The organism is Candidatus Methylacidiphilales bacterium (assembly GCA_030054035.1).
GTDB lineage: Bacteria > Pseudomonadota > Gammaproteobacteria > JASGCS01 > JASGCS01 > JASGCS01.
The window spans coordinates 19,433-41,513 of record JASGCS010000012.1 but is presented as its reverse complement, the minus strand read 5'-3'; the positions used below and the strand labels follow the sequence as shown (position 1 = coordinate 41,513).

Annotated in this window: 19 protein-coding genes; 10 read left to right on the top strand and 9 right to left on the bottom strand. The window is 37.2% G+C overall.

The annotated features are described in order from the left end of the window. Positions 1-83: 83 nt before the first annotated feature. Together QM538_07205 and QM538_07200 are read right to left on the bottom strand one after the other, a co-directional pair. Positions 84-866: a hypothetical protein gene (locus QM538_07205; GenBank protein ID MDI9348272.1), complete on the bottom strand. Its 783-nt coding sequence runs from the start codon at positions 864-866 to the stop codon at positions 84-86. Positions 867-933: 67 nt separating this feature from the next. Continuing rightward, the gene (locus QM538_07200) at positions 934-2,685 is read right to left on the bottom strand and encodes a ShlB/FhaC/HecB family hemolysin secretion/activation protein (GenBank protein ID MDI9348271.1); all 1,752 of its coding nucleotides are present in this window, start codon (positions 2,683-2,685) and stop codon (positions 934-936) included. Positions 2,686-2,757: 72 nt separating this feature from the next. On the opposite strand from QM538_07200, the gene QM538_07195 reads away from it, so the two are divergent. Then, positions 2,758-3,420, top strand: coding sequence for a hypothetical protein (locus QM538_07195; GenBank protein MDI9348270.1), 663 nt, complete (start codon positions 2,758-2,760; stop codon positions 3,418-3,420). Here QM538_07195 and QM538_07190 read toward each other — a convergent pair. The 3 genes from QM538_07190 to QM538_07180 form a co-directional block, all read right to left on the bottom strand. Further along, positions 3,417-4,799: a glutamine synthetase family protein gene (locus QM538_07190; protein MDI9348269.1), complete on the bottom strand. Its 1,383-nt coding sequence runs from the start codon at positions 4,797-4,799 to the stop codon at positions 3,417-3,419. The genes QM538_07195 and QM538_07190 overlap by 4 nt on opposite strands. Further along, a complete protein-coding gene (locus QM538_07185; protein ID MDI9348268.1) occupies positions 4,792-6,162 on the bottom strand; it encodes an aspartate aminotransferase family protein in 1,371 nt (456 codons plus the stop codon). Before QM538_07185 ends, QM538_07190 begins: the two co-directional genes overlap by 8 nt. A gap of 68 nt (positions 6,163-6,230) precedes the next feature. Then, on the bottom strand, positions 6,231-6,950 hold the full coding sequence (locus tag QM538_07180; GenBank protein ID MDI9348267.1) for a GntR family transcriptional regulator: 720 nt from the start codon (positions 6,948-6,950) through the stop codon (positions 6,231-6,233). A 91-nt stretch (positions 6,951-7,041) separates the two neighbouring features. On the opposite strand from QM538_07180, the gene QM538_07175 reads away from it, so the two are divergent. The 9 genes from QM538_07175 to QM538_07135 are packed head-to-tail and all read left to right on the top strand — an operon-like array spanning position 7,042 to position 18,160. Next, positions 7,042-7,329 carry a UxaA family hydrolase gene (locus QM538_07175; protein ID MDI9348266.1) on the top strand — a complete coding sequence of 96 codons (288 nt, stop codon included), beginning with the start codon at positions 7,042-7,044 and terminating at the stop codon, positions 7,327-7,329. A gap of 11 nt (positions 7,330-7,340) precedes the next feature. Next, positions 7,341-8,510 carry a UxaA family hydrolase gene (locus tag QM538_07170; GenBank protein MDI9348265.1) on the top strand — a complete coding sequence of 390 codons (1,170 nt, stop codon included), beginning with the start codon at positions 7,341-7,343 and terminating at the stop codon, positions 8,508-8,510. An 8-nt stretch (positions 8,511-8,518) separates the two neighbouring features. Continuing rightward, entirely contained in the window at positions 8,519-9,535 is a 1,017-nt protein-coding gene (locus tag QM538_07165) for an Ldh family oxidoreductase (GenBank protein MDI9348264.1), read from the top strand. Positions 9,536-9,547: 12 nt separating this feature from the next. Further along, complete coding sequence (locus tag QM538_07160) at positions 9,548-10,471, top strand: hydroxyacid dehydrogenase (protein ID MDI9348263.1); 924 nt, start codon at positions 9,548-9,550, stop codon at positions 10,469-10,471. Positions 10,472-10,474: 3 nt separating this feature from the next. Further along, positions 10,475-11,983: a glycerol kinase GlpK gene (gene glpK / locus QM538_07155; GenBank protein MDI9348262.1), complete on the top strand. Its 1,509-nt coding sequence runs from the start codon at positions 10,475-10,477 to the stop codon at positions 11,981-11,983. Between the two features lies 1 nt (position 11,984). Further along, positions 11,985-13,502, top strand: coding sequence for a glycerol-3-phosphate dehydrogenase (glpD, locus tag QM538_07150; protein MDI9348261.1), 1,518 nt, complete (start codon positions 11,985-11,987; stop codon positions 13,500-13,502). A 3-nt stretch (positions 13,503-13,505) separates the two neighbouring features. Beyond that, on the top strand, positions 13,506-14,363 hold the full coding sequence (locus QM538_07145) for a hypothetical protein (protein MDI9348260.1): 858 nt from the start codon (positions 13,506-13,508) through the stop codon (positions 14,361-14,363). Positions 14,364-14,372: 9 nt separating this feature from the next. Then, positions 14,373-16,694, top strand: coding sequence for an ankyrin repeat domain-containing protein (locus tag QM538_07140; protein MDI9348259.1), 2,322 nt, complete (start codon positions 14,373-14,375; stop codon positions 16,692-16,694). Positions 16,695-16,747: 53 nt separating this feature from the next. Next, the gene (locus QM538_07135; GenBank protein ID MDI9348258.1) at positions 16,748-18,160 is read left to right on the top strand and encodes a gamma-aminobutyraldehyde dehydrogenase; all 1,413 of its coding nucleotides are present in this window, start codon (positions 16,748-16,750) and stop codon (positions 18,158-18,160) included. Here the strand turns inward: QM538_07135 and QM538_07130 are convergent. Genes QM538_07130 through QM538_07115 form a run of 4 tightly spaced genes read right to left on the bottom strand, consistent with a single transcriptional unit; the run spans position 18,157 to position 22,031 of the window. After that, on the bottom strand, positions 18,157-18,936 hold the full coding sequence (locus QM538_07130) for an ABC transporter permease (GenBank protein MDI9348257.1): 780 nt from the start codon (positions 18,934-18,936) through the stop codon (positions 18,157-18,159). The two genes, QM538_07135 and QM538_07130, sit on opposite strands and share 4 nt — an antisense overlap. After that, positions 18,926-19,846, bottom strand: a complete 921-nt coding sequence (locus QM538_07125) for an ABC transporter permease (GenBank protein ID MDI9348256.1) — start codon at positions 19,844-19,846, stop codon at positions 18,926-18,928. The genes QM538_07130 and QM538_07125 overlap by 11 nt, the downstream gene beginning before the upstream one ends. After that, positions 19,843-20,853 (bottom strand): ABC transporter ATP-binding protein, encoded by a 1,011-nt coding sequence (locus tag QM538_07120; GenBank protein MDI9348255.1) that lies wholly within the window; start codon positions 20,851-20,853, stop codon positions 19,843-19,845. The genes QM538_07125 and QM538_07120 overlap by 4 nt, the downstream gene beginning before the upstream one ends. 17 nt (positions 20,854-20,870) lie before the next feature. Continuing rightward, positions 20,871-22,031, bottom strand: a complete 1,161-nt coding sequence (locus tag QM538_07115; GenBank protein ID MDI9348254.1) for an ABC transporter substrate-binding protein — start codon at positions 22,029-22,031, stop codon at positions 20,871-20,873. Positions 22,032-22,081: the final 50 nt, after the last annotated feature.

The following is a 22,081-nucleotide window of genomic DNA, read 5'->3' as shown; positions in this document are numbered from 1 at the left end:
CGTTATGGTATCTTTGGCAGCTAATGCGACATTGCCACTGCTTGCTATGGTGCCAATGGTGAGATTACTGCAGTGGTTTTACATTACAAGACGAAGTTATATTTAATCATGATACTATCGGTATTTCCTTCACAGAAAAATTTATCTTTACCACCACAATTATTTAACTCTTTCTTTGAGGCACCTAATACATAATCAATGCTTACTGAATCACCATTATCTAGTTTTATATTAAATACAATCGCATAGTCATTTGTTTTCTCTGCTAAGCCATCTTTGAAATTAGTTATAGTTTTGGTAGAGTCTTTTGATTCTGTTTTAGATAATGAAAAAGATTGATACTGCAAACGAAATAGTAAATCAAATTCATCAGATAGCCTACCGCCTAAAATAAGGTGTAACTGAAATCCACGGTTATCAATTCCTGAAATATCACCTGCTTCAAAGGATTTTGAAGGGGCACCTTTGCTGGGATAAGTAATACCGTCTGTCGGATTTTTGTAAAAGTAATTGATTGATAGTGTATAGGTTGATTTAAAATTTGTGTATGAAGCACCTGCGCCTATAATAAAATCATTGTCAAAATAAAATAAATAGTCAGCTTGAAATTGGTAGCCAAAATTCGTATCTAATGTGTGAGTATAATTAATTCCGTCATATTGTTCATTGTTAACATAAGTATAATATTTTCCATACGATGCGTAATTTGTTTCTTTCGATTTAATCGTATTGCCAAAACCACCACCAATTCCAATACTCCACACCCCCTCACCATCTTCGCAAATTGCTAGAGTGCTAAATCCGAGAGTTAGTATTGTCAAAATCAATAATTGATTTAATTTATAACTGATAAGTTTTGTAGCCATACAATCTCCTGTTTTATATGTATTTTAATCTTATTAGTGTTTATTTTTGGCATGCTCTATGGATTTATTAAAATGACACATTGGTGATAATGTTGAATACGCTGGTGTTTGTTATTCTGTCTGTGATGTTGGGGGAGTGGTTGATGATTTCAGAATAGGATATGTCCATGCTAAAAATACCTCCTAGAAATCGTACGCCTAGGGTAAATCCTGTTAGTGTTTCTTGTTGGGTTTGGTATATGCCTTGTTTTGGTATGAGTCCAAAGTCAAGTGAAGTGTAGTATTCTGCTATGCCGATTATTTGTGTAGTATCGGGGTCTTGGAAAGGTTGTTGTCTAAATGAGAGGTCGTTGCGCATAAGCATTCCACTATTGCCAAATAGTACTGATTCACGGATACCTCTTACAGTTGAGTAACTTCCATAGCCTACTTGTTCTGAACCGAAGAGAAGGTCTGGTGAATACTGTGCAGTAAATTGCCAGTTGAATGTACTGGTGATATCATCAATGGGAAAAGTAGTTGCGGAGTTTAATACTATTGAAATACTTTTGAATTGTGATTTAGGGGAATATTGATCTGATTCATCTTTATTGGCGTTGAATAATGGAAGCCCTTGGTTATAGCTAATTGAGGTTATGAATTGACCGGTGGAAAGATAAAGTGTGTGATAAAGTTCTAGTGAAGCAGTGGTTATCGTACGGCTTGAAGTATCTAGCTTATAACTAAATATATAGTTCTCTGATTTTTTCCAAGTTAGGTTGGCAGATAGTTTTAGAATAGAGGTTTGATCTCTTTGCGCTACCACAGAGACGCCCAGTTTATTGTTGCGAGAATTGCCAGATGAGATAATGGTTTCAAAACTACCTTGCACTGTGGTGGAGTAAGTACTGAGCGAAGTGCTAAAATCAAATAACCAGTACCCATAGGGAAAAGAAGTAGTGATTGAGATGTATTCGCTATATTGATCTTTAGAAAAAAACAATGGATGGTTGATTGAGGTGCGTTGATAAGAGAGCCCCCACGCATCATTGTGACCATAGAGATCGTCAAAATTGAGGGTTAATCGTATTTGATTTCTTCCGGTTGTATCAGAACCTAAATTGTCACTTGTGACCACACCATGAAAAAAATCTGATTGGTTTCTCAGTACCGCTAGTTTGGTTGATCCAGTCTTGTCACCTGCGATTAAATTAATTTTAGCATGGTTAGACGATAGTCTGTTAATTTGATCTAGCCCTTGCTCAATATCGCGCAGATTTAGTATTTGTCCGATTAAATTCGGAAATGCAGAATCAATTTGACTTTGGTGTTTATCAACTTGATTATCAATGATAATTTGTTCTAAGAAACCTTCTAGTACGATAATTTCAAGAATACTATCGGTTAAATCTTGTTCTGGCAACAGTGCTCGTGAGGTAACATATCCTTTTTCTATGTATAGGTAAGTAATCTTTTTAAGAATAGTGTTTAGTTCATCGACACCAAGACAAGTGCCTTGATATGGTTCTATGATCGTTATTACATCATCTGTATCTAGTAATGTTATTCCTTTGATATTGATGGTTGAGATTTGTCTGCAGGCATCTTCAAGTTTGCCAGTGGAAGGTAGGATAGGTTTGGCACTTTTGATAGGGGGGTTATTCTCACTCTTTTTCTTTTCTATGTCCCTTTGCCTTTCTTGTGCAGTTTTATCTCGTAGAATTTGTTCTGATTGCTTTGTTGCTTGAGAATTTTGATTTTTAGTTGGCTCTTGTGCTATTGCATGTTGGAAGCAGCCTGTGGATAAAAAAATCAAAAGTAAGCCGTAGTATTTATTCATTATGAATTATCAAAATGTTATTAAGTATAGCATGATACCATGCTTGGTATTTAGGTTAAAATAGGTTTCTTAATGTATAAAAGTTTGTTAGTGTTGGTGTGTAGTTTGATGTCATTGGTGGCAGTGGCAGAGGATGAGGAATCTCGTGGTTTGCTCGTTGGAGTACGGAGTATTGAATATGTTCCTAGGAATACATTTAATGGGATTTATTTAGGTATGTCATTCAGTAATACAGCAGATGTATCTTACATTAATAAGGCTGTGGAAAATTATGCAGATTCTGTTGTTTCTTTTTCTACAAAAGATCTCAAAGTTACTAATGATAAAATTATTAATCGTTCGCGGTGGGGTTCTCAAAGTTTTGAAGTCGGTTATTTGAAACCTGTTGGAGCTGATAGATTTATTGGTGGAGGCGGTCTTGAAATTGGTAGGCGAACTATCTTAAAGTCATCGCATAGAGTTGTGGTTTCTTCTGTTGCTATTGTTGGGCAATTCGGATATAGGGATGAGCGTGGCTTAGGTGTATTAGTATCTGTAAGTCTAGGTAAAGCTAATAGTTCAAAAACTAATGGGTCACTTTTCTTCACTGAGTTAGGAATAGGACCTGTTGTCCCTCTAAAAGAATATGGTGAGTTTGTGTTCAGAGCTGTTACGCCTGTTCAATGTGAAGTGAGGGATTTTAGTTGCTCTTCACTTAATAGATTGAAATTTGATTTTATCTTTTATATCGATTAAATATTAAAGTACCAACCATGGTCTAGTTGAGTAACTTGGGAGTTATAAGATTTACATTCTTGTGTTTTTATCTTATGATAGATAGAATGAAAAGATTCCCCAAGCATAGATTCTAATAAAGTTGATTTGGAGAAATGATCAAGGGCTTCCTGCCATTGGAAGGAAAGAGTCGGACATGAAGCGTCATCATAGGCGTTGCCTTTTTGTTCTGGAGGAAGTTGAAGTTTAAGTTGAATGCCTTGATACATGCAAGCTAGAGTTGCCGCTAATGTAATATAAGGATTAGCATCGGCTCCGCAAATTCTATGTTCAAGATGTCTTGACTGTGATGATCCAGTGGGTATTCGTACAGAAACAGTCCTGTTATTCACTCCCCAATTATTATGGGTTGGGGCATAACTTAGTGATTGAAATCTTTTGTAAGAATTTCCAGTCGGACAAAAAATTGCAACGCACTCTTGAGCGTGTTGTAGTATTCCTGCTATAGCGTGATGCATTAATTCACTACCTGAAGGTCGCTCACTTGCAAAAAGATTTTGATGGTGCGTATCAACAAGGCTGATATGTTGATGCATCCCACTTCCACTCAGCTCACTAAAAGGCTTTGCCATAAAAGTAGCAAGGTAATTATATTTTCTTGCTACTTGTTTTATAAGATGTTTGAGTGCAATGGCTTGATCTACTGCAAGCAATGCGTTGGCCTGATGTTCAAGCGTAATTTCCAGTTGTCCAGGACCATATTCAGAAATTGCGGTGCGTACAGGTAGTCGTTGTTCTTCACAGGATCGGTATATATCTGTAAAAAATTTTTCATTGTTGTTTATACCATTAAGATCATATACTTGGTTAAGTTCGTCAAGCGGAGCATAAAATGGAGTGCCTTTTTGACTAGCTAGTTTTTTTGTTGGATCAATTATATAAAATTCATACTCAATCGCAATATCTGGGATTAGGTCATCTATTGCCAAACGCTGGAGCAAGTTAAGCAGAACCCCTCTTGGATCGCCAGAATAGGCAGGCATCCCTTCGGTAGGATGCATCATGATTTGTATACTTGCAGTAGGGAGTGATCGCCAAGGTTGTATTCTGATTGAGTTTGCAATTGGGTATGCCCTACAATCACAATCTGCAACATCCCAGATTAATCCTGTTTCAACTACATCCTCACCTAATGTATTTAGTGAATGAATGGAAGCGGGAAGTGGTCTACCTTCTTGGTATATCGCAGCAACTTCCTCTCGTTTTAACCATTTACCTCTAAGCACTCCATTTGGATCAACGAGAAAAATTTCAAATAATGAAATCTCAGGGTGAGCAGAAAGAAAAGTGTTTATTTCTTCTGGGTGAGCAAAATCAGTTTGTGGATGGCTATTAATCATGAAGTAACTCCTTGGTAACTTGTTCAAAACAGTCAATTAACTTTTGAATATCTTGCGCTGTGGTTTCTGGACAAACCAACATCATGTTGTGAAAAGGGGTAATTAAGATACCCCTATTGATTAAAAATAAGTGGATTGCTTGGGAGAGCGAGTCATTAAATGCAGAAATTGCCTCTTTCCCAGTCTTTGGAGGGGAAGAGCAAAATTGAAATTCAGTTCTTGAACCAATGTTAGTAACACACCAAGGCAGTGATTTTCTAGAAATTACTTCTGTAATTCCGTTAGCTAGTACGGTGGCTTTTGATTTCATATCTTCATAGGCTTTTTCCGTCATGACTTCTTCAAGGTTTACTTTAACTAAGTGAAGGGTGAAGGCATTGGCTGATAGGGTAGTCCCCATGCCACTATGTCCATGTCCGTCAGTACTATGAGTTTTATTATTTTTAATCTGGTTCATTTTTTCTGAGATTTCTTGAGTAACTCCATATACTCCACAAGGTAATCCGCCTGCGATGGGCTTACCTAGGGTAAAAAAATCCGGTTGCAATTTCCATTCTGAGGTGCAACCACCAATGCCAGTTGAAATAGTATGTGTCTCATCAACTATTAGTAATGTCCCGTATTGCTTGGTAAGCGATCTTAGCGAGTGCAAAAATCCTGGCTCAGGTAATACCATACCCACATTGGTCATAACGGGCTCAGTAATTACCGCGGCAATTGTTCTGTTTCGTAATGCGTCTTCCAATAAAGTAAGATCATTAAAAGGAATGGATCGACTGTATTCTGAAAGTTCGTAAACTTGCCCAATCAAACCTTCCCTCATTTTGGTACCATGTGGGGCCTCTGCTGAGTAACGCACGAGCGTATCTTCTACAATCCCATGATAGCAACCGTCAAAACAAAGAATTAATTTTCTTCCCGTGATTTCCCTTGCCCATCTGATCACAGCTCGATTTGCGTCACTTGCAGTAGTGGTGAATTGCCAATAGTCAAGTCCAAATCTTTTGCTCAGCAAGTTTGAAGCAATAATTGCATCTTCTGTGGGGAGCATATACGTGTACCCTTGATTTGCTTGGTCTTTTATAGCGTTAGCTATTGGTTCTGGTGAATGCCCAAACATTGACCCGGTATCACCTAAACAAAAATCTATTAAGGTGTGTCCATCCACATCATTAAATGTAGCGCCTCTTGCATTAGAAACAAACAAAGGCACTGGGGTAGACCAATCTGCCATCCAGTGCATTGGCACCCCTTGCCACAAATGCTTTGCTGAAGTATGTAAAGCAACAGAGTGAGGATTTTGTTTGATAAACCTTATATTTTCATTTGCTTTAATTTTGTTTATTCGACTTTCAGGTATCATAGTATTATCTTAAGGTATAGTATGTTTAATTATACTGTTAATACTACTGCAGATACAATATACTTTAGTTAACCTAGTGTGATTTTATACTGCGCAAGTGAGGTATTAGCGAAGGTGACTCTATGTTCAACAATTCTTCCTTTCAAATCTTCAGCGTTTCTAACAATTTTAAGCAATTGACATGAGGGTTTGATTGCTAAAAGTTTGACGATTTCAGGAGTAGGAGACTCAATTGATATAGTCTCATGCGCTTTCTGAATTGTGACAAAATATTTTTTTTGTAGAAATTGATATAACGTATTGGGGATTTCTTCTCTTTCAATTGATGGACCATAAATTGAAAACGGTAGAGTTATTGTTTCATAAATTAATGGTACATTGTTGTTTAATCTAAGTCTGGTAATGGTAAGTGCCTGCTCGTTTGGTTTTGCATTAAAATGCTTGGCTAAATTATTTCCAAGACTTGTTGTTTTTTTTGAAATAAACTTGCTGGTTGGATGAATTCTTTTACCAACCAGATCATAGAACTTAAAGTATAAAAATAAGTTTGTTTCAACATTCAATTCATTGAGATATGTTCCTTTCCCTTGTTTTCTGATCACAACTTTTTCATTGGATAGTTGATCAAGCGCTTTTCGAATTGTCCCGGTGCTCACATTAAGCTCTAAAGCTAGATCAGGTTCGCTGGGTAGTTTTTGATTTAATTTCCATCTACCGCTGTTAATCCACATTAATAATGTTGTGTATATTTGTTGATAGAGTGGGCTGTATGTAGGGTGGTGTGGCATAGTACCCTTATATTTTACTTAATTTAAACCTCCATTCATGTATAATATATATAATCTTTTTAACTAGAACTAACACTTCGGAGAAACATTTATGAATAAACCTCACTTATTAGTACATCATTCTGGCGATTCTGTTGGTGTGATTGTTATTGAAGGCTTGGAAAAGAACACAACTATGCATTGTGCTGTGTTAGATTCCGGAGCTACTTTTTCACTTACCTGCAATCAGAGCGCGCCAATTGGTCATAAGATAGCGCTCGTCGATCTCGCAGTAGGAGATACCGTAATTAAATATGGTGCAGATATCGGTAAGGTAGTGGCGCCTATTAAAAAAGGCGACCATGTACATGTTCACAATTTAAAAACTAAACGTTGGTAAAAGGGGATACTATGTCAAAAAATATATTTTATGGTTATCGCAGAAGTAATAAAAGAGTAGGTGTTCGTAATCATGTTGCGATATTACCGGTAGATGATTTATCAAATGCAGCATGTGAGGCTGTGGCTGCGAATGTGTTTGGCACTATAGCGCTATCTCATTCTTATGGTCGCTTACAGTTTGGCGAAGATCTAGAATTACACTTTAGAACAATTATTGGTACTGGAGCAAATCCAAATGTAGCTGCTTGTGTAGTAATCGGCATTGAGCCAGGTTGGACAAAAATTGTCGTAGATGGAATTGCTAAAACTGGAAAGCCAGTAATTGGATTCTCAATTGAACAGCATGGAGATTTTGAGACAATTATGAACGCCTCTCGCGCGGCAAAAGAGTTTGTGCATCAGGCTTCTGAATTAGTGCGTGAAGAATGTTCAATTTCAGAATTATGGGTCTCTACAAAATGTGGGGAGTCTGATACTACTTCTGGTTTAGGTGCAAATCCTACTGTTGGAAATATGTATGATAAGTTAATACCATTAGGTGTTTGTGGCGTTTTTGGCGAGACTTCTGAACTTACTGGAGCAGAGCAACTCTGTGCTAAAAAAGCAATTTCAAGTGAAATTGCAACAAAATTTCTCAGTACCTGGCAGAGTTATCAAACTGAAGTAATTGAGCAACATAAAACTTCTGATTTATCTGATAGTCAGCCCACCAAGGGAAATATAGAAGGAGGGTTGACAACTATTGAAGAAAAAGCACTTGGCAACTTAGAAAAAATTGGTAAAAACGTCAAGTTTATTGATGTGCTTAAGCCCGCTGAGGCCCCTACAAAAGGTAATGGCATGTACTTTATGGACAGTTCTTCTGCTGCGGCAGAATGCGTTACTCTAATGGCTGCCGCTGGATTTGTCGTGCATACTTTTCCGACTGGACAAGGTAATGTCATCGGTCATCCAATTATTCCAGTTATTAAAATTACCGCAAACCCAAGAACCGTAAGAACTATGAGAGAGCATATTGATGTTGATGTAAGCGGAATAATGACATTACAAATAGACCTCGATAAAGCTGGGGATATGTTGGTTGACATGGTTTATAGAACAGCTAACGGAAGGATAACTGCGGCTGAAGCGCTAAGACATAGAGAATTTGTCATGACAAAACTTTATAGAAGTGCATAACTCAATTTGTGAGTAATATCACATTATCTATAGATGATGCTACTGCGTTAGCAACAAAAGCTTTTATATCGGCTTCTGTTGATCAGAATACCGCGTTTCAAGTTGCTCGAGTTTTAGTTCAATCAGAAATTGATGGCCAAGTTGGGCATGGGCTTATTAGAGTTGGTTCATATATAGTTCAAATTAAATCAGGAAAGATCAATACCAAAGCTATCCCAAGTCTCAAAGAAGTTACACCGGTGGTTTCAATTGCCGATGCCGACCATGGTTTTTCCTATCCAGCTATTACTCTTTCTTTAGATTTTCTCAAAAAATCTGCTAATAAATATGGTATTGCAATTTCTACAATTCGCCATTCACACCATTTTGGTCAGGCGGGGTTGCATGTGGAGCAGCTTGCTGAAGCCGGCCTGATTGGATGGTGTTGCGGCAATACTCCAAGTGCAATGGCAATTTATGGGGGGATAAAACCTTTTTTTGGGACTAACCCGATTGCATGTGCTTTTCCTATGCCTGAAAATAAATCTCCTTTAGTGATTGATATGGCGCTTTCTGTAGTAGCACGGGGAAAAATTGTCAAAGCAAAAAAAGAAGGTACAAAAATATCTCCTGATTGGGCGGTGGATAAACAAGGCAAACCTACTACAGATCCGGAAGAAGCTTTGCGAGGAAGTCTTTTAGCAATAGGTGGAGCTAAAGGTTCGGCACTAGCACTTATGGTTGAGTTGTATAGTGCATGCTTGACAAATTCTAAATTAAGTGTTGAAGCGGATTCATTACTTGAACCTGGAGGTACTTTTCCAGACCTCGGGCATACTTTTATTGCTATTAATCCAATGATTATTTCTGAAGGTAATGGGTATTTGGATAGAGTAAAAGATTTGTTGCGTGAGTATGCAATCGCCGCCCCACAAGGCAGATTACCAGGAATCTCAAGATTAACCTTTCGAGAAAAGGCAAAGCAACAGGGATTATCCATTTCTAATATTTTGTATGAAGAATTAAATGAGTTAGCTAAAAAATAGGGAGTATTAGTTATGAAAAAAATTGTAATTTCTGAGTTTATGAACATTGAAGCGGTTGAATCGTTACGGTCCAATTATGAAGTTGTTTTTGATGCTACTCTAGTAGATGATCCTGAAAGATTAAAACGAGAATTAAATAATGCTCATGCGTTAATTGTCCGTAATCGTACCCAAGTTACTGCTGAATTACTTAACCTAGCACCACATATGAAGGTAGTAGGTAGATTAGGTGTAGGGTTGGACAATATCTCACTTGATGAGTGCAAAAAAAGAGCAATTACAGTAATTCCTGCGACAGGGTCAAACGATCGATCTGTTGCGGAGTATGTAATTGGATCCGCACTTATTTTATTGCGAAATGCTTTTGTCTCAAGTGAATTAACTGCAAATGGCGAATGGCCAAGGAATAAAATGATTGGGCAGGAGCTATCTGGCAAAGTTTTTGGATTTTTAGGATTTGGAGCTATTGCAAGGGAGACCGCTAGAATAGCTGGGGTTTTTAATTGCCCGTTGATGGCGCATGATCCTTTTGTGGACCAATCTATTTTTACCAAACAACAGTGCGAAAATGTTTCTCTGACTAAACTCTTTTCAAGCGCGGATATAATTAGCATACACTTACCACTTACTGATAATACTAAAAACTTAGTCAATCGAGACTTGCTCGAAAAAATGAAATCTACTGCTTGTCTTATCAATACCTCTCGCGGTGGTATAGTCAATGAACTAGCACTTATTGATTTATTGAGAAATAAAAAAATTCTTGGAGCGGCGCTTGATGTATTTGAGCATGAACCTATTGTAGGGGAAAAAGCTAAGCCTTTTGCCCAAGTAAGAAATCTTTTATGCAGCCCCCATATTGCTGGAGTTACTGAAGAGTCAAATGTGCGTGTCAGCGCGATGATTGCTAAAGAAGTAGCTATCTCACTTGGCTAAATCATGAGCCAGCACCAGCAGTGTGTTTTAGTAATTGATCAAGGAACTTCATCTTCTCGTGCAATGTTATTTTCATTGGAAGGCGATCCAATCGCAAAATCACAGAATGAGTTTCCAACCTACTATCCGCAATTAGGTTGGGTTGAGCAAGCCCCTAATGAAATCTGGAACTCAGTTGAGCAAGCCTGTCTCAAAGTTCTACAATTTGCAGACGAACATGATTTACACATTGAAACTATCGGTATTACCAATCAGCGTGAAACAACCATAGTTTGGGATAAAAAAACTGGTGTGCCAATTTATTCTGCAATTGTATGGCAAGATCGTAGAACAAACCAATACTGTGAAACATTAAAAGAACAGGGCCATGAAAAACTTATCCGTGCTAAAACTGGGTTATTGATCGACCCATATTTTTCGGCAACAAAAATAAAATGGATTTTAGATACTATTGATGGGGCTCGTCAAAAAGCCATGCGAGGTGAACTCGCGTTTGGTACAGTGGATACGTATCTGATGTACTTAATGTCTAATGGAAAATCCCATGTTACTGATTGTACTAACGCAAGTAGAACTTTACTCTGCAACATACATACTGGCGCTTGGGATAAAGAATTGCTGGAATTATTTACAATTCCAGAATCTATGTTGCCGACTATCCAATTATGTGATTCCCATTTTTTAGAAACTAAATCTTTTGGATTATCTTATTCGGTATCTGTCACTGGTTGTGCTGGTGATCAGCAAGCCGCTGCTTTTGGGCAAATGTGTTTTAATCAAGGTGAAATAAAATCAACCTATGGCACAGGTTGCTTTATTGTTATGAATGTAGGTTTAGCTGTTCCAGCTCCGATTGATGGGCTTCTCACTACTATAGGGTATGGTTTAAAGTCAAATAATAACACTTTAAGTTACGCATTAGAAGGATCTATTTTTAATGCTGGAACATCAGTGCAGTGGTTACGCGATCAATTACAAATAATATCTTCGGCTGATGAAATTGAAGCACTTGTATCTCCGCTTGCAGATAATGGCGGGGTGTATTTTGTGCCAGCATTTACAGGACTAGGCGCACCATACTGGGAAGCGAATGCAAAAGCCTCACTGGTTGGTATCACTCGCTCAACTAATAAAGCACATATTGCCAGAGCGGCGCTTGAATCAGTAGCATATCAAACGCAAGATATACTTACCTTGTTTAAAAAAACCAAAATACTACCTAAACAATTGAATGTGGATGGAGGCATGACTGTAAATAATTGGTTAGTACAATTTTTAGCAGATATTACAGATATGCCAGTCGTGATTTCGCGAATACCAGAAACTACCGCATTAGGAGCATTGTATCTTGCAATGTTAGGCAAGGGATTTCTAAACCAACTTGGCGATCTACAAAAAATTAAGAATAAAGGTACAATACATAATCCAAATATGGATCATGACACTAGAGTCAAAGCTTTGCAAAATTGGAGTGGGGCAATATCTTCTGTTTTAACTTATTGCCGTAGATAAAATGACTGATACAGCGCTGCAAGTCGATTTAGTGATTTTAGGGGGCGGCATAATTGGTGCTGGTGTGGCCAGAGACGCTGCTGGAAGAGGGATAAAAACCGCTTTAATAGACTGCAATGATATAGCATCTGGAACAAGTTCATATAGTTCTAAATTATTACATGGCGGCATACGCTATTTAGAAAATTTTCATTTTTCATTAGTAAAAGAAAGTCTTAGTGAGAGAACTATACTTCAAAATATTGCTCCTCATTTATGTTGGCAAAGCGAATTTAGAATTCCTTGGCGAAAAAATGGCCGTTCAAGGTTACTGCTTAGAACTGGAATAGCTATATATGATTATCTTGCCGGCGCCACTAACAACACACCAAAAGGCAGGTATGTTACGAAAACGCAATGGGATAAAGAAAATCCTAACCTACGTACTGATATTCAATGTGGTTTTGGTTATGGAGATTGTCGTACCAATGACGCTCGGTTAGTGGTGGAAAATGTTTTAAGCGCCAAACAACATGGTGCGTTGATCTATACCTATACCACATGTGTATCTGTTGAGCAAAAATATGACCACTGGGTACTTACATTTGTTGATGAGCAAAAAAGAAAAATAGTAATTAAATCTTTAGTAGTGCTTCAAGCAACTGGACCATGGATAAAAAACCAATCGGATCTTAACCCCCTGCATGCCTACGCTCCAGAACGACTACCAGAACTTGTTAAAGGTAGCCACATTGTAGTTCCCGCGCTGTACCAAGGTGATCACAGTTATTTACTTATGAATTATGATGGAAGGGTGGTGTTTGTTATTCCATTTGAAGATTCTTTTTCATTAATTGGTACAACTGAGTTGCCCTTTGCTCATGAACCACGAGAGTGCAAAATAGAAACCCAAGAAATTGAATATCTTTTAGAAATTGTTGGAAAATATTTTTTATATAAACCAAAATCATCTGACATACTGTGGAGTTTTAGTGGTGTCAGGGCTTTACTACCTTCAAGCAAAACCATGCGTGATGCTTCACGAGAATACTTTTATGAGCGTAAAGAGTATCGCCGTACATGGTGGTGCAATGTGTATGGTGGAAAACTAACTAGCTATCGCTTAGTAAGTGAAAGTATTGTAAATGATATTGCACAAGCATTAGGAAATACACAGCTTACTTGGACTAAGGATGTGGCCTTACCTGGAAGTGAGAGTTACCCAAAACAAGAAAGCAAAGCAGATATTTTGGAAATATATAAAAAAAGATATTATTGGCTTCCAGTTGAAGTATTGGATAGATGGTTGCATGTATATGGTTCAAGAATTGGGTTACTGCTCAATCATTGTACTTCTATCAAAGATCTAGGTAAAGAAATTGCTCCAGGTGTGTTTGCAAAAGAACTAGCCTATGTAGTAAACCATGAGCATGTAAAAAAGGCCGAAGATTATTTGTATAGAAGATCAAGAATGTTTCTATATCTAAATAGTGACGAATGTAAAAAAATTGAAGACGAGATTGATAGACTACAACATTGACTTGTGCGTGTCCGTTTAAATAAAGATGAACAAACTAACCTTGATTTAATTGAAGTACGATCTGCCCTAAATAATAAATACTTAACCATCTCTAAGTTTGGAGCCCATGTATTAGATTGGTTCCCAATTTTAAACGCGCCATCTATTTTATGGAAATCAGATGTAGATTATAAATCATTTGATCCTATTAGAGGGGGAATTCCAATTTGTTTTCCATGGTTTGCCACACGAGAAGGTTATCAAAATCATGGTTACGCAAGAGTTCAGGATTGGAATATTAAAAAAATTACCACTACTTTAACAACTGTCTCAGTTCAACTATCTACCACAGTCACAGATAAAACTAATCGGTTAGACAGTTATTTTTTAACTTTGTTAATCACTGCTTCAAGTGAGTCTAATATGTTGCACCAAGAACTAACTATCTTGAATACCAGCGACCATAGTGTGACTTGTTCGGGAGGGTTTCATACCTATTATGCAATAAGTGATATAAATACCGTTACGCTAACCGGATTAAGTGGAGCTTCGTATTTTAATAAGGTAAACGGAAAATATGAATCGAATCAGTTGAAAATTAGTGATTTAAGTTGTTTAGATCGCGTCTATCGTTCTAATGATATGGTTCAGTTAATTGATTCTAGCTACCAATATCTTAGGAAAATCACTATTAATAAAATTGGATTAGCCGATTGGGTCATATGGAATCCATTAGCTACCACAAAGAATTTTTCCGATATCACTATGGGAAGTGAACTACATTTTATTTGCATTGAACCAGCACAAGTAGACCCTGTTACTCTTGGCGCTAATCAAACCTTAGTCTGGAAACAAAGTATAACCGTTTCTGATGTGAGTTAAAATATAAGCATGACAAGAAAATTATTAATGGCTCTCTTACTATGGTGTGGATTTTGTGCCGTGCCTTTAAGTTACGCTCAAATAAAATCAGAGTTACGCTCAGACATTTTCTGGAAATCAGCAACAACAGCTTCTCTGGCGCTTAAACTTTCAGAAGTGAAGGATAAAGAAGAGCTTAATTCGTTAGATGAAAATGGCTGGACAGTATTTCATTATTCGGCGGCGTTCGCTACAAACCCTGAACTTTTAGATCAATTAGAAAATGCCGGTTGTGATATTTCGATTAGAACCAGCAAACTTTCCCTTACCTCACTCCATGTAGCATCTCAATACAATTCAAATCCACAGATAATAAAGAAAATTATTAAACTAGGAATCTCAGTAAACAGTCTTGCTGAAGATAATTGGACACCGCTCCATGTCGCAACTAGGTTTGTGCCGAGTATTGAAATAGTAAACGCACTTATCCAAGAAGGCGCAAACATTGACGCAAGAACACAAAAATGGGGAATGAGCCCAATTATGATTGGTTTGCGATTGCGTCCCGATTATCAAACTACAAAATTATTACTTAAAAAACAAGCGAGTATAAATTTACGTGATGCAACCGGGCAAACCGTTCTTCATATTGCCGCTCGTTTTGTAGATGATTATAAAACTGCAGAATTGTTAATTAACGCAGCTTTTGATATGAATCTGAGGGATCAAGATAATAATACCCCCCTTCATATTGCCGCACAGTTTGCTAAAGACCCTCGCATCATAGAGTTATTGTTAGCGCGTGGTGCAAGTTCTGGCTACAGAAATAAAGAAGACTTAAATCCTTTTATGATTGCAGTTTCTTTAAATCCAAATCATAAAATTGCAGAAGCTTTTTTTAGAAGCGGGATGGATATCAATTCCGTTATTAATCAAACTAGCCAATGGACCGTGTTAGATTACGCGGTAGCTAACAATCCTTCAGAGTTACTAGTTAAGTATTTGCTCGATCGAGGTGCTAATTTTAGACATGTAGATGCAAACGGTTACACCCCATTACTCCTGGCTGCGCAAAAAACCAGCAACCCTAAAGTGTTGGAAGTGTTGTTACGACATGCAAAAGATCAAAAATTGACAACCGATGATGGTTTTGATTGGCAATGTTTAGCAATTGCAACCAATTATAACTCTGCAACATTGCAATGGGTTATACAACAATTAAATAAAAAAACAGCTATTTGTCAAAGCCCATATTCAATTCTACAACATGCTGTAAAGTCAAATATAAATAGTGATGCGTTAACGTTTCTGTTACTACAGGGCTTTTCAATTCAAGAAAAAGATCCACTAAAAAGAAACCTACTTCACATAGCTTCTGCAAATAATTCTTCAAAAGAAGTGATTGAATCATTAGTAAAATTGGGCCTGGATTTACACGCTAAAGATATTGATGGGAATACTCCGTTAGCGCTTGCGGCTAGTTCAAATTTTAATCTTAATGTTATTATCTCCTTACTTCAAGCCGGTGCAAATCCCCAGATAGACAATAATAAACTTTATCGTCCGATTCAGCTTGCCTGCCAATCAAATAATCTTTATGCGCTGACAGCATTAGTTAAATCAGGTGATGATGTAAAAATAGTTACTAAAAAAGAAAAGTGGAATTTAGCTCATATCCTATCTAATTCAAGTAGTGACACTTCTTTATTTAAAGTATTAAAAGAAGTTGGTGTAGATTTTGATGAAAAAGATATTATTGGTAATACGCCATTGCATTTAGTTGCAATGAACAGTCGCGATATTCAAATAGCAAAATTCTTGATTCAATCTGGAGTCCAAATTGAAGCAACTAATTCAGTTGGTTACACACCCCTGCATACCGCGGCTCGATATGGGCCAAATTCCAGTGTGCTTGAATATTTAATAAGTATTGGTGTAAAACAAAATAAAAAAGAAAGTGAGTCATTGGCGACACCACTGCTACTGGCCGCTAGATACAATTCAAACCCTGTCATGGTGCTGGTTTTATCTAGAGATAAAAATATGAAAGCAATCAATGATGCTGATGGGAATAGTGCATTGCACTTGTCTGCCAGATACAATCCTTCTTTAGAAGTTTTGAACGCGTTACTTGAGAGTGAATTTTCAGTAGATCAAGAAAATAACCAAGGCTGGACTCCGTTGGAGTATGCATCTCTGTATAGTAGCTCGATAGTTATGATTGAAACTATGTTGCAAAAATCAAAAAATTTAAAGAAACTAAGTCCAAATGGAAAAACCTTACTTGAATTGTTAAAAAATAATTCAAGAATTCCACTTAACTTAGAAAGTTTAGAAAAATATCTTAAGTAGTATAATTAATAAACAAAGGGAGATTATGTATGAGCTTACAATATAATACAAAAATGCTGATTGGTGCTTCGCTTGAAGTAGGCGCTGGGCAAGAAGAAATGATTTATAATCCACGCAATGGATCTGTGATTGTTAAGATAGCTGAGGCTAGCAACGAACAGGTTGATAGAGCGGTTGAGGCGGCATCACATGCATTTCAAACATGGTCTCATACTACTCCTGCCGAAAGGAGTTTGCTCTTATTAAAGCTTGCGGATGCTATTGAAAGAAATTTAGTTGATTATGCCTCACTGGAATCTTTAAATTGTGGTAAGCCAAGTGAAAGAATGCGGCAAGACGAAATGCCTGCGATAATTGATTGTTTTAGATTTTTTGCTGGAGCCTGTAGAACTATGATTGCCAGTCCTGCAGGAGAATATTTACAAGGATATACTTCCATGCTAAGGAGAGATCCAATTGGAGTAGTAGGTTCAATAGCGCCATGGAACTATCCTCTACAGATGGTAGCATGGAAAATAGCTCCAGCAGTCGCAACTGGAAATACCATAGTGGTCAAACCTTCAGAACAGACCCCCCTTACTGCCTTATTATTAGCTAAAGAAATTTCCTCTATTTTTCCACCCGGCGTTATAAATATCATTACTGGAAGAGGCGAGCAGGTTGGCAGTCAATTAGTTTCACATCCTAAAGTTGATATGGTTTCTTTAACTGGAGATGTTCACACTGGAAAAAAAATTCTTCAGTTGGTGTCTTCTACGATCAAAAAAACTCATTTAGAGTTAGGGGGCAAGGCACCGGTAATAGTGCTTGATGACGCTGATATATCTCAATTTGCTGAATCAATCAAAACCTTCGGTTATTATAACAGTGGCCAAGATTGTACCGCGGCTTGTAGAATTTATGCGCAGAAAAATATATACAAACAAGTGGTGCAAGAGTTGGCTACAAAAGTAAAAACTATTCAATATAATAAATCAGATGATTCAAAAAATGATATTGGACCTTTAATTTCTGCAAAACAACAAGAGCGAGTATCTGGTTTTGTTGAAAGAGCTAAGGCCAGTAATCATATGGAAGTAGTCACAGGCGGTTCAAAAGTTCAAGGCACAGGTTATTATTTTGAACCAACGGTCATTGCGGGAGCTTTACCAAATGATGAGATAGTTAAGCGAGAAGTATTTGGGCCGGTAGTAACTGTTACAGAATATGAAACGGTTGAGCAGGCAATTCAATGGGCTAACCAATCCGAATATGGTTTATCATCTTCAGTTTGGGGTAGTGATATTGGTAAAGCATTGTTTGTAGCGAGTAGGCTCAGATTCGGTTGCTCGTGGGTTAATACTCATTTTTTACTTGCTACCGAAATGCCACATGGTGGAATGAAGCAATCAGGGTACGGAAAGGACTTATCAATGTATGCTTTAGAGGACTATACCGTACTAAGACATATCATGATCAAGCTCTAAGCATGTTTATTTAATATTCGAAAAGAATAGATAATAGGAATAATTGTAAATAAGATTATAAATATTGCCACGACATTGGTGATTGGTTTTTGCCGTGGTCGAATAAGTTGGTCTAACATCCAAATCGGAAGTGTAGTTTGTTGACCTGCTGTAAAAGTGGTAACAATAATCTCATCAAAAGAAAGTGCAAAAGCTAACATAGCTCCAGCGAACAGCGCAGAGTACATTTGTGGAAGCAATACAAAAAAGAAGGCTTGAAATATATTAGCACCAAGATCATATGAGGCCTCTAAACAATTAGGGTGCAGTCTTCTAAGTCTGGCTATAACATTGTTATAAATAACTACTATGGTGAATGTAGCATGCCCAAGTACTATCGTAAAAGTAGAAAAGGGTATTTCCAAGATGGTGATTGAAGATCGCAGTGCGATTCCAGTGATAATGCCAGGAAGCGCAATTGGAAGTATTAAAAGAAGCGAAAAATTTTCTCTGCCAAAAAATTTGTATCTTGAAACTGCAATTGAAGTCATAGTTCCAATAATAAGTGCAAGTAATGTTGCAAAAAACGCCACAGTAAAAGAGAGCGAAACTGCGTTCCATACGTCAGATCGTGCAACTATTATGGAAAACCATTTTGTGGTGTACTCAGCAATAGGAAAATCAAATGTTTTCTCATTGGGGCTAAACGCATACAAAATGATAAAAGAAAATGGAACCAGCAAGAAACAAAGTCCGCAAAATGAAAAAAATATTAACAATATTTTATCAAAGCGCATCAAAAGCACCTAATCTTTTAGCGATAATTAAATATACCCCCATCACAATGATAGGTATGAAGGAAAATGCCGCGGCAAGAGGTATGTTTCCATTAGAGGTTTGCAGAATATAGATGTATTGGCCAATTAATGGTCTTGAGTTTCCGACAATTTGAGGGGTGATATAGTCTCCGAGTGTAAGTGAAAATGTGAATATTGATCCAGCTACAATACCAGGGATAATTAGTGGTATGACTACTTTTAAAAAAGTCTTCCATTGATTGGCACCTAGGTCCCAAGAAGCTTGAAGGACATTTTTGGGAATTCGTTCTATTGAGGCGATAATTGGCAAAATCATAAAAGGTAGCCATAAATAAAGAAAAACTAGGAAAGTACCGATGTAACTAAATGAAAGTGAGTTTCCACCAATTATTGGAATATCTAGAACACCTTGCAGTATTGATTCGGTATGGGTTTTTTCTGAGAGCCATGTGATGACTCCTTCCTTAGCGAGGATTAATTTCCAAGCGTAAACACGCACTAAGTAACTTGACCATAATGGTAGCAATATGGCTAAAAAAATAAATGGTTTAAATTTATTAGGAGTGAGAAACACAAAAGTGTATCCAAGCGGAATGGCAATGAGCGCCGCGCAAATCGTAACTAATGTAGAAAAAATAACAGTTCGTAAAATTATTTCCTTATGAGTTTTAATTGTAACGATATCAATAAAATTCTGCATTGTCAATGTGTAATTTATTGAACCTGTGAAAGGATCAGTGCTAAAAAAACTTAAACTTAACATAGAAAGTAACGAACCACCATAAATAATCCCTACCCAGAGTATAACTGGAGTTAGTAATAGAAAAACAGATACTGTGGTTCGGTAGTAGAAGTAGTCTGAAATATGAGTAGCTATTGAAGATTTCATGAAGCGACAGAAATCTTGTGCATGTGGTTTTTATTCCAATAAAAATAAATAGTATCTTGTAATGCGATGGGAATGTTTGAGGGGGCTTCCAATTTAAATAAGATATTTTCCACATGGCAAAGAATTTGAGTAGTTCTACCTTGGTAGTTAATGGTATCTATTTCTGCTTTTAGTTGAATAAAATCTGGAGATAGTTGTGAAGGAGACTTAGTGACGAATATTTGTTCTGGCCGTAAAAGATACGTAGCTGGGGGCAAATTGTGTTTTATTGCAAATGGTGAGGGGATAATAGTTGAAATACCAATAAATTTAGCTACAAACTCATTGCTAGGGGAATTGTAAAGTGCCTTAGGTATTGCGATTTGTTCAATAGTGCCTTTATTAAAAACCGCAATTCGATTACTCATTGAAAGCGCCTCACCTTGATCGTGAGTTACATAAATGAAACAAATATTTAGATTGCGATGTAATTGTGTTAGTTCTAGTTGCATTTCCTCACGCAATTTTAAATCAAGCGCACCGAGTGGTTCATCAAGTAATAATATCTTTGGTTTGAGAATTAGGACTCTAGCAAGTGCAACGCGTTGACGTTGACCACCAGATAGCTCATGTGGTTTTTTATTCGCATACCCATTTAATTTTACTAATTCAAGAGTTTCTAAAGCTTGTGATTCTCTTTTAGATTTTGAAACTGATCGCACCATTAATCCAAATGCTACATTTTCCAAAACGGTCAAGTGAGGGAATAATGCGTAATCTTGAAATACTGTATTGAGAGGTCTGCGATACGGTGGTATGTTTTTTATATCTTGTTCAAAAATTTTAATACTACCATTGCTAGGCTGTTCAAAACCAGCAATTAATTTTAAACAAGTAGTTTTGCCTGATCCTGAGGGGCCGAGTAAACTAAAAAATTCACCCTCTTGTACTGAAAAAGAAACACCGCTGATAGCTTCATGCGAGTTATATTTTTTATATACCTGCTCAAAGCATACAGCGGTGTTCATTTATTCCTGTTTATTCGTTATGTACCACTCATGATTGCGATAAAGTCTTTCGCCCATCGATCATAAGGGACACACTTGTTACCTTGGGTAGGACAAGTTGTGGTTGGTGTTTTCCAGAATTTAATACTAGATAAATGATCCCAACCATTTGTTTTACAACCTTCTTGACCTAGCAGTGCATTATTCATACATGCGTCTTCTCTTACTGGGAGAGAACCAAACCATGCTGAAATATCTCCTTGAACTTTAACATTTAAAGAATGTTCCATCCAAAGATATGCGCAATTGGGATGTTGTGCATTTGCATGCATCATGGTGGTATCAGCCCAACCCGTTGCACCTTCTTTTGGGATAGTGCTCGAAACCGGAGCTTTGGCTGCTACTAATAAATTGACCTGAAATGGCCAAGATCCTGACGCAACAATTCCTTCTTTTTTAAAATCTTCTGTTTGTACTGTTGCATCATGCCAATATTTTGGAACAATTTTCCTTTGATTTTTCAGCAATTCAATAACGGCTGAGTATTGTTCTTCGGTGAGTTCATATGGGTCCTTGATACCTAATTCTGGCTTTGCAGACATTAAATATAAAGCAGCATCAGCAATGTAAATCGCACCATCATAGGCCTGCACTCTGTTCTTGTTAGATTTACCATCTGGAAGTTTTTGCTCTTCAAAAACTACTGACCAAGAAGTTGGGGCTTCTTTAAATACTTTGGTGTTGTACATTAGCACATTTATGCCCAACTGATAAGGAGTTCCGTAATGTTTCCCATCTACCGTGTGCCATGGCCCATTTTGTAGCTGAGGAAGAACTTTGTTCCAGCTAGGAATTAGAGCAGTGTTGATTGACCTTACTTTTCCACCAGAAATCAATCGTAAGGAAGCATCTCCAGAAGCTGTTACTAAATCAAATCCTCCTTGATTCATTAAAGCCACCATTTCATCAGATGTCCCTGCAGTTTTAACATTAACTTTGCAAGAAGTAGCGGTTTCAAATGCAGTTACCCAATCATAGGATTTGTCTGTCTCACCTCGCTCAATGTAACCTGGCCAAGCAACAATATCAACCTGACCCTCTCCTTTACCGAGTGTGTTTTCGTCATTTTTTTTACCACAAGCCATCATTAGTGACATAGTGGTTAGTAATACAAGTGATGTAATAATTTTATTTTTCATACAGCTACCTTCCTTTAAGTATGGTTGTTTATGTGCTTTTATTTTACACT